The sequence below is a fragment of the Bacillus sp. M6-12 genome (assembly GCF_002860285.1).
Taxonomy (GTDB): domain Bacteria; phylum Bacillota; class Bacilli; order Bacillales; family DSM-1321; genus Peribacillus.
Genome location: NZ_PGVF01000011.1, coordinates 177073 through 188831 on the forward strand (window position 1 = coordinate 177073; position 11759 = coordinate 188831).

Genomic DNA, 11759 nt, shown 5'->3' on the forward strand with positions numbered 1-11759 from the left:
TACCTTGGGGAATTTAAAGATTCAACCGGTTTCCACATTGGTTGGAGAGGTCAGTGCAACCATATATTCAATATTCTCTACATTTTTATTTAATACATTATGCAGCAATCCAATTAGGTATTTATCAAATATGTCAAATTGATATGAGTAGCTGCTAAGCACAGTAACAAATTCTATTCCATTAAAGCTAAAGTGATAGACAAGATAGTTTTTCTTGAAAATGAGATCATTGTCAACTTTGTTTTTAGTTACTGCTTCCCCGCATTCCTTTGATTCTTCCACTAAATCAATAAGATTTTCTGGAAAAGTGCCTATATCAATAGAAAAGGAGAAGGAGGAATTAAAGTGGCAAAAATAGCCGACTTGGATTTCCTTTAAAAAATACTCCAATGCCTCTTGATACATAATTGAGGAATCTGCAGTTAAAAAATCAAGTATTTTTCCCGCCGCATGGTCACTTGTTAAATAGGCCATCAATTTTGCCTTTCCGCCGGAAATTTCAACAGTCTGAATGACTGCAAGTTCTTTATCTTCGACCTCAAATTCCAAATTAAATAATTTAAACTTTTTTAAACGTGCGAAAGCGACAGGAATCACAAGGAATAACAGCATCCACACCAACAGTAAAAATAACCCTCGCAAGATGATTTTGTTAAATTGGGGTTCAATAAAAGGCTTAACTACAATATTCAGCCATGTATCTTGGGCTGCTGAGACAGTAACCGTATTCTTCATGTTATTATTGTAAGCTCCAGATGATGACGGATATTTACTATTTGTTGATTGTCCTGGAACGGAATTCTGGAAAAGAAATGCTTCCGGATTCGTCTTTAATGTTTGATAGCCCAATATGGATGACGAGGTGATCATCCACCCGACAATTAAAATGATCCCTATCGTATAAAAATATGGGATAAAAAAACTTATCCACTGGAAAAATGATCTTTGTTCTTTGAAATGCACTGAGTGTACTTCATTCGCTTCCATAGTATACCTCCCTATTTAATATTAGCGGGCTGCCCATGGTTGATATGCTATTGTTTTGAAAAGCAACGCGAGAAAAAATACAAAATTTTTTAAAAATTATATATATTCATTATAAGGCTCAGTTTATGCAAAAGAATGAGAATTTGGTCATTTTTTACATTTTTATACATAGTCTAATCGTAGCAAATTGATAGGATTCAGCTAAAAGAAGCAAAGGAAATACTCAAAATCAATTAGTAAATAAGGGGTAACACAAGCCTGTTTTACTTAAGAATTCGGCTCCTATGGACAAGAGTTTATACACATGTCCATTCATTACATAAGATATATGGAGTCCGCAACTCAAATCTTCTTCCTGACACCTCTGGCTTTTTTGTGCCGGGGGTGATTTTTAATAATAGGCTATATTAAAGCACATTGTTGATTTTGCAGCTATGTTGTAGAGCGGAAGGTGCGAGACTCCTCGAAAATGCTTCGCATTTCCTTCGTGCGGTGTAAGTTCAAGGAAGCCAATTCAATGTCCTGCGGAATTAACGGGTCAGGGGAGACCCTGGAGGCTCAAAGCGCCGAGGAGCTTCTGAACCGCCAGCGGAAAGCGAGGGACCAGAGCGGAAATCAACAGCCAAGTTTAACAGGGACTAGTAATAAGAGGTTCTTTGTACATAGAATAAAGAAGGCTGGTTTGTTATTTGGATTGTCCGCCATTTAAAGGCAAATATTTAGAATAAACTTTCAAGTTTTCTCTAAGCTGAAACTTTACTATAATAAGATTTACGATTCTTTAGCAGATTAGAGGAGAAGAGCCATGTATAGGATACTTACAGTCATCATTGGTTCCGTCATCGTCGGAGTCGCCTATAACCTATTTTTGATACCGCACAAAATTCTAAGCAGCGGTTTAAGCGGGATTGCCATCATGCTTGGAATCATTACGCCTGTAAACACAGGTATTTTAAATTTTTTGCTGAACCTTCCTTTGCTGATCCTGGGTGTGTTATATCTTGGGAAACGGTTTATTAGCTATACTATTCTTTCAGTAGTAGTACTTTCTGTAAGTTTGTATGTCATACCGGTTGCCCCAATTTCAACGGAACCCATTCTTTCCTCGCTATTTGGCGGAGTTTTGACTGGAATTGGCATCGGAATGATATTTCGCGTCTCCGGTTCATCAGGAGGCTTTGATATTGTTGCCATGCTATTGACGAAGAAAAAGGATTTTCCATTGGGAGCTCTTTTATCCTCGATGAATGCTGTAGTCGTTATCGTTTCAGGCTTTGTTTTTAACTGGGATGCAGCATTAAATACCTTGCTCGCGATTTATGCAACAGGTAAAGTAATCGATACCATCCATACAAAGCATATAAAATTGACGCTTATGATTGTTACAGCCAAAGGGGAAGAAATGAAAGCAAAGCTGCTTGCCAACCTTTATAGAGGCATTACAATGATAGACGGGCAGGGTGCTTATTCAGGTGAGGGGCGCAAAATCCTCATGACCGTAATTACGAGCTATCAATTGAACGATGTTAGGCAGATTATTTCCGAAATTGATCAGAACGCGTTTGTAAACATTACTGAAACGACCGAGGTAATTGGATCTTTTCACAGAACTTAAACAGCGACATTTGAGATTGGGTTATCTCCCTGACCAGCTTAAGTTATAAACTGAAAATATTGATAAAGCAAATGGCCAGCTGTGAAGACAGCTGGTTTTCCTATATATGGAATGCTTTTTTCTTGCGGCGGTGTATGCCGCATCATATAATCCTATTATTCAAAAAAAAGAGGAGCAAGAAGAATGATTCGCCGTTTTTTTAACTATTACATACCGCATAAGAAATTGTTTATCCTGGATTTTAGCAGTGCAGTGGTTGTTGCCCTGCTCGAATTGGCGTTTCCGCTTGCCGTTCAGTGGTTCATAGACTCCTTGCTACCGGGGCAAAATTGGCCGGCAATCGTTTCTGTAAGCATAGGGCTTTTATTATTGTACTGCGTTAGCACTTTGCTGCATTATATCGTTAATTATTGGGGCCATATGCTTGGAATCAATATCGAAACAGATATGCGCCGGCAGCTGTTTAATCATGTTCAAAAGCAGTCTTTCACCTTTTTCGATAACACAAAGACCGGCCATATTATGAGCCGGATTACGAATGATTTATTTGATATTGGAGAGCTCGCACATCACGGCCCGGAAGATTTATTCATTGCTTTTATGACGTTTATTGGTGCTTTTTGGATCATGTTAACGATCAATGTGCAGCTGGCTTTTATAACAGTATTGGTTTTGCCGTTTCTTATACTGCTGATCGTGATTGGAAATCTGAAAATGAATAAAGCCTGGAAACAGATGTACAGTGAGATTGCCGACGTTAACTCTCGGGTTGAGGACAGCGTCTCAGGAATTCGTGTTGTCCAATCTTTCACAAATGAAAAATACGAAATAGGCAGGTTTAACGTAAATAATCAAAAATTCCGGTTAGCGAAGCTCGCTGCCTATAAAATTATGTCATTCAGCTCATCGGGTATCTATATGATGACAAGGCTTATGACGCTGCTTGTACTTGTTGTTGGCGCCTGGCTCAGCTACACCAATAGATTGTCCTATGGGGAACTTGTCGGCTTCGTGCTTTACGTCAATATTTTATTTAAACCGGTCGATAAAATCAGTGCCTTAATGGAGTTATATCCGAAGGGAATGGCTGGGTTTAAGCGGTTTACTGAACTGATCGATAAAGAACCTGATGTGCAGGATGCGAAGGATGCAATTGAAGTTCAAGCATTAAAGGGAAATATAGAATTCGCTGATGTTACTTTTAGCTATGATCATAAAAATACCGTCCTGAAAAATATAGATTTAACAATCAAGGCTGGTGAAACCGTTGCTTTCGCAGGCCCATCCGGGGCAGGGAAAACAACGATTTGCTCGCTTATTCCCCGTTTTTATGATGTTGATGGCGGGAGCATTTCAATTGATGGAATCGATATCCGTGACATGACAAAAGAATCATTAAGGTCACAAATTGGGATTGTTCAGCAGGATGTGTTTCTTTTTACAGGCACTCTCCGAGAAAATATTGCTTATGGGATGCTGAATGCTAGCCAGAAAGAAATCGAAGCGGCTGCCCGAAACGCTCATTTGGAGCAATTTATTGATTCGCTCCCTGAAGGTTATGACACCCAAATTGGAGAACGCGGTTTGAAACTGTCAGGCGGTCAGAAACAGCGTATCGCTATAGCGCGGATGTTCCTTAAAAACCCGCCAATCCTTATTTTGGATGAAGCCACTTCAGCGCTAGATACTGAAACGGAAAGCATCATCCAAAACGCACTTGCTGAACTAGCCAAGAATAGGACAACCCTAGTGATTGCCCATCGGCTGGCGACCATCAGAAATGCTGATAAAATAGTTGTAGTAACAGAGGATGGGATTGCAGAACAGGGGCGCCATGAAGAACTGCTAGAAAAAGGTGGGATCTTTGCCGGCCTGCACCAGGTGCAGTTTCAAAGGTAACATCATTTTGATCAAGAATATACGTTTTTACCAGAATGAATATCTTTCCCCCAGAGAGCCATAATGACTATAATGGCAGAACAATCAAGGGGAGGAAGACGTTTTGGAAGTCAGCATGCATAGAGTATAAGAAACATGGTTGCAAAAGGAATTCTCTTTGCTGATTAGCTGAAAGAGGAAGGTCTTCATAATAGCCCAAAATAGACTATTTTTTGAAGCTGAATCATCACTTGCTGACGGACGACAAACTTTATCAAGTGACAAAATATGGAAAATAGAGAAACAAATTGAATATAGGAGTGACAGCAATGGAACAAAAACTTTACGGTAAACTTGGCGGAGAAGAAGCGATTGCAAAGGTCGTTGATTATTTTTATCATGAATTAGTATTAAAAGATGAAACGGTTAATCAATTTTTTAAAGATACTGATATGGAAAAGCAAATCCGCCACCAGTCGAAATTTATCAGCTTTGCTCTTGGAGGTCCAAATCAGTATTCGGGTAAATCAATGGCTAAGGCTCATGAAGGAATGAATCTGCAGCCGGAACATTTTAACGCAATTGCTAAACATCTGCACGATGCGCTTGCCCATTTTGGAGTAAGTGAGCCCGATATCGATCAGGCGCTAACAAAGGTCGCATCATTAAGGGACGATATTATCTATAAATAAAATAAACCACTGAAGGGACCATATTATGGCCCTCTTTTTTTTTAGAATTTTAAGCCTCGTTTTTCAGGAAAATTGAAGGAGAAATATACCAAAGTTAAATTGTTATTTTATATGTTGACAAAACATGTATATACAGGGTAGAATGAAAGCGTAAACAATAACTTGTATATACATGGCGGGAAATGTAAGCGGAACCACCGTCTGTATAAATAAGAATTAAAATGAAAAGGTAAATTGGAAGCGCTCCAATTTTATAGGGGGAAGACAAATGGGGAAATATACAGACCCTGCGAAAGAATTACTGGAATACATCGGCGGTAAAGACAATGTCGCAGCAGTTACTCATTGTGCAACAAGAATGCGTTTTGTATTGAAAAATCCAGCTCAGGCTAATGTTGAAAAGATTGAGTCTATTAAGCTAGTGAAAGGCACTTTTACACAAGCGGGCCAATTTCAGGTCATCATTGGAAATGAGGTATCATCTTTTTATAACGAATTTACTAAATATGCCGACATAGATGGCACTTCAAAAGAAGAAGCCAAAGTCGCTGCAAAGCAGAATATGAACTTCCTGCAGCGAATGATTGCTCATTTGGCTGATATTTTCACTCCATTAATACCTGCCCTAGTTGTCGGAGGTCTTATCCTTGGATTCAGAAATATCATTGGTGATATTAAACTGCTTGAGAACGGCACAAAGTCATTGACAGAAGTGTCCCAGTTCTGGGCGGGGGTTCATGGTTTCTTATGGCTGATTGGTGAAGCTGTGTTCCACTTCCTTCCTGTCGGAATCACATGGGCTATTACGAAGAAAATGGGAACATCCCAAATACTTGGTATCGTACTTGGTATAACCCTTGTATCTCCACAATTGCTTAATGCTTATGGAGTGGCTGGAGCGAAGGATATTCCGGTCTGGGATTTCGGCTTTGCCCAAATTGAAATGATCGGCTACCAAGCCCAGGTTATCCCTGCCATTCTTGCAGGTCTAGTATTAGCTATGCTTGAGCGTAAATTGCGTGATATCGTTCCGAACTCTATTTCTATGATCGTAGTACCGTTTTTCGCCTTGCTTCCAACAGTTCTTATCGCCCATACGGTTCTTGGACCTATCGGCTGGAGCATTGGTTCATTCATTTCCGATGTTGTTTATTCAGGTTTAACTTCATCTTTCGGCTGGCTATTTGCTGCTATCTTTGGATTTGCGTATGCACCGCTTGTTATCACAGGTCTGCACCATATGACAAATGCAATTGATCTTCAGTTAATGAGTGAACTTGGCGGTACCAACCTTTGGCCAATGATTGCTTTATCAAATATTGCACAAGGCTCCGCTGTTCTGGCAATGATTTTTATCAACAGAAAGAACGAAGAAGAGAAACAAGTATCAATCCCGGCAGCTATTTCTTGTTACCTGGGAGTAACAGAACCGGCTATGTTTGGTATTAACTTGAAATACGGATTCCCATTCCTTGCGGCAATGATCGGTTCATTAGTTGCTGCAGTTGTATCAGTCGGCAGCAGTGTAATGGCTAACTCCATCGGTGTCGGCGGTCTGCCTGGAATTCTATCCATCCAGCCTAAGCACATTTCAATGTTTGCTGTAGCTATGGTTGTTGCAATTGTCATCCCATTCATTTTGACAATCGTATTCTCTAAAACAAAAATGTCCAAAGTTTCTTTTAACAAAAAGGCCGCTTAATTTTAGATAAGAGAGGAGAAGGGTAGCGGCAGCTGTTTCTTCTCCTCTTTTTGTTCAAAAAACAAAGTATGAAAAAATACTAAAATAGGGCTTTTAATGTTACTTCATAACAGCAGTCAAGACAGTTTTTCAAGAACTCTGCTAATTACAGCCATCAATTCTCCTCATTATTGGTATACTTGGTAATATAAAACAGACCTGCAATCTCAGGTAATGGGAATTTGCAGCATTCTAATTAATAGATTGGGGATTCTTTATGACGAACAAGTATCTAACAATCTTTGGCGAAATCGCCGCACAGATTGAGAGCGGTGAATTGTCGCCGAACTCGCTCCTGCCTTCGGAGCATGAATTAAAGGATCGTTACAGCACATCAAGAGAAACGATTCGTAAGGCACTGAATATGCTTTCACAGAAGGGATATATTCAAAAAGTAAGAGGGAAAGGGTCGATTGTTATAGACATCGGAAAACTCGATTTTCCCGTGTCCGGTTTAGTAAGTTTTAAAGAACTGGCGGAGAAAATGGGAAACAAGCCTAAAACAGAAGTCAACGAGTTTTCTTTAATCAAGCCTGATAACTTTATTAAGCAGCAGCTCCAATTATCTGCCAAGGATAATGTGTGGAAAATTCTCAGAACAAGGGAAATCGGTGGAAGTAAAATTATTCTCGATAAGGATTTCCTAAATAAAAAGCACGTTCCACAGCTAACAAGAGAAATATGCGAGGACTCCATTTATGATTATCTGGAGCATGAATTACAATTGAAAATAAGTTTTGCCAGAAAAGAAATTGTTGTCGAGCAGCCTTCAGAAGAGGATTGTGAGTTGTTGGATCTGGACGGCTTCCATAATGTTGTTGTAATAAAGAATTTTGTCTACCTGGATGATGCCAGCCTGTTTCAATATACTGAATCAAGGCACAGGCCTGACAAATTTCGTTTTGTTGACTTTGCCCGAAGAACGCATATATAAAAAAGGGATCCCTTAGCTGATGATAAGCCAAGGGATTTTAATTTTTATCATGAAAATATTTAAGAACTTCCCCAAGCTTAAAGGGGAAAATCCAGAATGGACTTTGTTCCCTTGCTGCCAATAAACAGCAACAAAGAATCATTGTGGAATGTTTAAAGCTGTCTGCGTTGTTTGTCTATCAACCGTAAGCTGCTCTTCCGGATTATACGGATGGCAGCAGCCTTTATTCATCGTTCTTCCTCTTAACTAGGGCGCTTCCGCTTTTTATTTGAATTGATCTAACGGCACATTCAAAATTGGATACTTTTTTCGGTTTGAATCATCGAAATGCCACCACTCATTGCTAATTGTGGTGAAGCCTTGTTTTTTCATGGCGGCAGCAAGGATATTTAAATTCTTCCTTGCAGTTGGATCCATTTTTTTATATGCCGGAGCTGCAGCTGCTGTAAAATTATCAAAGCCTGTAGGCATCTTAAGTTCTTTCCCGTTTTTATCAGCAAGAGTAATGTCTACTGAAGCTCCGCGATTGTGGTTGGAGCCTTTTAACGGGTTAGCCACAAAGCGCTTTTGGGAAGGTGCTGCAGCATTCCAAAGGACTTGCTGGGCAGAAAAAGGCCGGTAAGCATCCCATATTTTTATCCTGTATCCTTTCTTTGAAAGCTCACGGTTAGCCATAACCAATTTTTGAGCCGTTTCCTTCCGCAACAGCGGAATTGCCAAAGGGTATATTTGTTTTTTTGCAAAGTTATTATTGGTGGCGTAGCGCAAATCAATTACTATAGTTTTATCCAGTTTGCGAATATCAACCAGGTTGCTTTTTTCTTTGGATGTAGTATAGGCAACGGCTTTAGCGTTCATAGCAGGCAAAAGTAATATGAAGGAAACCGCTAATAATATTACTTTTTTCATTATGTACTTTCCTTTCAAACCGGAATTTATCCTTATTTTAACATATTTTTCCTATATTCGCCTGAATTTTATTCAAAATCAGAATAGAATAATGAAGCAAATTATTTTTTTTTCTGAATGCTTTACAAACCGTAACAGTTCTGATATATATTTATACTTAGCTGAAATAATATGAATCAAAATTACGATATAAATATTATGAAAGATATAGGGGGAGTACAATGAAATTACGCGTTTCTGCCGTTCAGTATCATCTTCACACAATTCAGTCTTTTCAGGAGTTTGCCGCTCAATGTGAGCACTATATTAAGACAGCACAGGAGTATGGTTCCGATTTTGTGCTGTTCCCTGAATTTTTTACAACACAGCTGCTTTCAATTGGCAGCGACCAGGGCACAAGGCTTACAATAAATGAGCTTCCTGGCTTTACTGAACAGTACCGTGAGCTTTTCTCGCGGTTTGCCGCAGAAACGAAAATGCATATTATTGGCGGTACACATGTAGTTCAAAGAGAAGGAAAACTATACAATGTTGCCCATTTGTTCTATCCGGACGGCCGGATTGAAGAACAGGCAAAGTTGCATATCACCCCAACAGAGGTCCATGAATGGAATATGTCTGCAGGGGACGGGCTGCGGGTTTTCGATACAGATAAAGGCCGCATAGCCATTTTGACTTGCTACGACATAGAATTTCCCGAAATTGTTAGGATGGCTAAAGCGAAAGGTGCAGATGTTATTTTTTGTCCATCCTGTACGGATGACCGCCATGGCTTCCATCGTGTACGCTACACCAGCCATGCTCGTGCAATAGAAAATCAGGTGTATGTAGTGTTAACAGGAACAATTGGTGCCCTGCCGACAGTTGACTTTATGCGCGCAAACTTCGGCCAGGCAGCAATCATTACGCCAAATGATATTCCATTTCCGCCTGGAGGTTTGCAGGCAGAAGGAGAACTGAACAGTGACATGATCATTACAGCAGATCTGGATCTCTCCTTACTATATGAAGTAAGGGAGAAAGGGTCTGTAACAACCTGGCGTGATCGGCGCACTGATTTATACCCGGATTGGGAACATAAAATGGAAGGATGACGATAACATGGCTTATCAAAGCAATTTTTATGTATTTGACCAGAACAAACCAGTTCCAGTAATTGTCCGAAACTATACAGAAGATGACTTTGATGCGCTGATATCGATTCAATCCGAATGTTTTCCGCCTCCTTTTCCATCAGAACTTTGGTGGAATAAGGAGCAATTACATAATCACGTTTCACTTTTTCCAGAAGGTGCCCTTTGCATTGAAGCAGAAGGTGAACTCGCTGGATCGCTTACAGGTCTTATAGTGGATTTCGATCCGAAACGCGCTGACCACAGCTGGGAGGAAATAACCGATAAGGGCTATATCCGGAATCATAGTCCTGAGGGGGATACACTTTACATTGTCGACATTAGCATCCTCCCAAAGTACCGAAGCTTGGGGCTGGGTAAATTGCTGATTCAGGCTATGTATCATGTTGTCGTGGAGCTGGGGCTCGTGCGGCTGCTTGGAGGCGGAAGAATGCCAGGGTACCATAAACATTCGCATGAATTATCACCCGATCGATATGTAGAAGCAGTGGTTTCTGGAGAAATAAAGGATCCGGTCATTACTTTTTTATTAAAATGCGGACGTACACCATTAAAAGTGGTCGAAAATTATCTTGAAGATGAAGAATCGCGAAATTATGGGGTGCTCATGGAATGGAAAAATCCATTTAAATAGAGGGGGAGGCAATTTAGCTATGGAATATATCAGGATAACAAACATAAACGACGAGTTATTTCCTAAAATGCATAACTTAATGAAGGAGGTTTTTCCTCCAGAAGAAGTGCTTGAATTCATCCTGTGGAAGGAACCTCTGGAAGATCCGGGAATTCGGGTTTTTGTAGCCGTACATGAGGGGGAAGTTGTCGGGGCAACGGAATACCGCTACTACCCGGTTTGGAATATTGCCATGACCGATTTTACGATCATTGGCAAGCCTGGTTTAAGCCTTGGGCGGTTCCTGGCGCAAAATCGGCAGAAGGACTTAAACGCCCTTGCGGCAGCAAATGGTAAAGAACTGTTTGGGATGTTTGCTGAAATCTATAACCCGTATGCTGGGGAAAATCATGATTTTGGCGGGGTACAGGCGATGAATCCCTTTGTACGCCGCGAAGTATTATCCCATCTTGGCTACAAGCGTCTGGATTTCCCTTATGTACATCCATCCTGGTTAAATGATGGAGAAGCGGTCGAGGGACTGGATCTTTGCTTTATGCCATCCGAGGATAGCATTTCAGAAATACCTGCCAGTCTGGTCGTTGATTTCCTGACAACCTATTATGCAGTTTTGCCGGAGAAACCGATTAACTGGCTGCAAATGATTGAAGACTTGAAACAAGAATCATCAATTCGTCTTCTTCCATTATAATATACAAGCTTCAACAACCCCTTGGATGAATGATGAGTTTAGACAGGGGGTATTAAATTTTCCCGGTGATAAATGCACCAACAATTATTGAAGGAACTTTAAATAACATATGAAGTTCTTTTCGTAGAAGATGACATCTTGATTTTATTCTGCTAATATATATTTTGTTGCTAGAAAAACAACGCAATCTTGGTAATTTAAGTGGAGAAAAAACTTCTTCGCAGAAGTTGACAACTTAAAATTATGATGGTAAGATAATAAAGTCGCTTCTGAGAGAAAAACTTTACAGTGGAGTTAATCAGAAAGACATTAAAAACATCATTCGCGGAAGTTGACATTCTAATTTTATTATGGTAAGATAATAAATGTCGCTGAAATGGTGATGAGAAATTGCTCTTTGAAAACTGAACAAAACAAAGCGCCAACGTTTCAAGTAATAGTGAGCACACACTTTAAAGGATGCAAAGGAACATCGATTAAGTTCGCCACGTACTGTGGCAACGTCGATGCCGGCACATCTATGTGCAAGTGAGCAAGTCAAATTC

11 protein-coding genes are annotated in these 11759 nt (G+C 40.0%); 9 read left to right on the top strand and 2 right to left on the bottom strand.

The window, feature by feature from the left end; all coding sequences use genetic code 11:
- Window positions 1–21: 21 nt before the first annotated feature.
- Entirely contained in the window at window positions 22–987 is a 966-nt protein-coding gene (locus CVD28_RS14150; RefSeq protein WP_101593018.1) for a hypothetical protein, read from the bottom strand.
- Between the two features lie 517 nt (window positions 988–1504).
- Between CVD28_RS14150 and CVD28_RS28140 the strand changes: the two genes are divergently transcribed.
- The 6 genes from CVD28_RS28140 (at window position 1505) to treR (ending at window position 7847) form a co-directional block, all read left to right on the top strand.
- Window positions 1505–1696 (top strand): hypothetical protein, encoded by a 192-nt coding sequence (locus tag CVD28_RS28140; RefSeq protein WP_101593019.1) that lies wholly within the window; start codon window positions 1505–1507, stop codon window positions 1694–1696.
- 96 nt (window positions 1697–1792) lie between these two features.
- Window positions 1793–2602 carry a YitT family protein gene (locus CVD28_RS14160; protein ID WP_101593020.1) on the top strand — a complete coding sequence of 270 codons (810 nt, stop codon included), beginning with the start codon at window positions 1793–1795 and terminating at the stop codon, window positions 2600–2602.
- A gap of 183 nt (window positions 2603–2785) precedes the next feature.
- Window positions 2786–4501, top strand: coding sequence for an ABC transporter ATP-binding protein (locus CVD28_RS14165; RefSeq protein WP_101593021.1), 1716 nt, complete (start codon window positions 2786–2788; stop codon window positions 4499–4501).
- A 308-nt stretch (window positions 4502–4809) separates the two neighbouring features.
- Window positions 4810–5172, top strand: a complete 363-nt coding sequence (locus tag CVD28_RS14170) for a group I truncated hemoglobin (protein ID WP_101593022.1) — start codon at window positions 4810–4812, stop codon at window positions 5170–5172.
- Between the two features lie 268 nt (window positions 5173–5440).
- The gene (gene treP / locus CVD28_RS14175) at window positions 5441–6874 is read left to right on the top strand and encodes a PTS system trehalose-specific EIIBC component (protein WP_101593023.1); all 1434 of its coding nucleotides are present in this window, start codon (window positions 5441–5443) and stop codon (window positions 6872–6874) included.
- Window positions 6875–7130: 256 nt separating this feature from the next.
- Entirely contained in the window at window positions 7131–7847 is a 717-nt protein-coding gene (treR, locus tag CVD28_RS14180; RefSeq protein WP_101593024.1) for a trehalose operon repressor, read from the top strand.
- Window positions 7848–8111: 264 nt separating this feature from the next.
- Here treR and CVD28_RS14185 read toward each other — a convergent pair whose 3' ends face one another.
- On the bottom strand, window positions 8112–8756 hold the full coding sequence (locus CVD28_RS14185) for a M15 family metallopeptidase (protein WP_101593025.1): 645 nt from the start codon (window positions 8754–8756) through the stop codon (window positions 8112–8114).
- Between the two features lie 221 nt (window positions 8757–8977).
- Here CVD28_RS14185 and CVD28_RS14195 point away from each other — a divergent pair, with 221 nt between their 5' ends.
- Genes CVD28_RS14195 through CVD28_RS14205 form a run of 3 tightly spaced genes read left to right on the top strand, consistent with a single transcriptional unit; the run spans window position 8978 to window position 11214 of the window.
- Window positions 8978–9850, top strand: coding sequence for a carbon-nitrogen hydrolase family protein (locus CVD28_RS14195; RefSeq protein ID WP_101593027.1), 873 nt, complete (start codon window positions 8978–8980; stop codon window positions 9848–9850).
- A 7-nt stretch (window positions 9851–9857) separates the two neighbouring features.
- A complete protein-coding gene (locus CVD28_RS14200; protein WP_101593028.1) occupies window positions 9858–10523 on the top strand; it encodes a GNAT family N-acetyltransferase in 666 nt (221 codons plus the stop codon).
- Between the two features lie 19 nt (window positions 10524–10542).
- Window positions 10543–11214: a GNAT family acetyltransferase gene (locus CVD28_RS14205; protein ID WP_101593029.1), complete on the top strand. Its 672-nt coding sequence runs from the start codon at window positions 10543–10545 to the stop codon at window positions 11212–11214.
- The last annotated feature ends 545 nt before the right edge of the window (window positions 11215–11759 follow it).

Coding starts and splice junctions, on each gene's coding strand:
- CVD28_RS14195 (WP_101593027.1), top strand. CDS start 8,978: ATGAAATTACGCGTTTCTGCCGTTCAGTATCATCTTCACACAATTCAG.
- CVD28_RS14200 (WP_101593028.1), top strand. CDS start 9,858: ATGGCTTATCAAAGCAATTTTTATGTATTTGACCAGAACAAACCAGTT.
- treP (WP_101593023.1), top strand. CDS start 5,441: ATGGGGAAATATACAGACCCTGCGAAAGAATTACTGGAATACATCGGC.
- CVD28_RS14170 (WP_101593022.1), top strand. CDS start 4,810: ATGGAACAAAAACTTTACGGTAAACTTGGCGGAGAAGAAGCGATTGCA.
- CVD28_RS14185 (WP_101593025.1), bottom strand. CDS start 8,756: ATGAAAAAAGTAATATTATTAGCGGTTTCCTTCATATTACTTTTGCCT.
- CVD28_RS14165 (WP_101593021.1), top strand. CDS start 2,786: ATGATTCGCCGTTTTTTTAACTATTACATACCGCATAAGAAATTGTTT.
- CVD28_RS14150 (WP_101593018.1), bottom strand. CDS start 987: ATGGAAGCGAATGAAGTACACTCAGTGCATTTCAAAGAACAAAGATCA.
- CVD28_RS14160 (WP_101593020.1), top strand. CDS start 1,793: ATGTATAGGATACTTACAGTCATCATTGGTTCCGTCATCGTCGGAGTC.
- CVD28_RS14205 (WP_101593029.1), top strand. CDS start 10,543: ATGGAATATATCAGGATAACAAACATAAACGACGAGTTATTTCCTAAA.
- CVD28_RS28140 (WP_101593019.1), top strand. CDS start 1,505: ATGTCCTGCGGAATTAACGGGTCAGGGGAGACCCTGGAGGCTCAAAGC.
- treR (WP_101593024.1), top strand. CDS start 7,131: ATGACGAACAAGTATCTAACAATCTTTGGCGAAATCGCCGCACAGATT.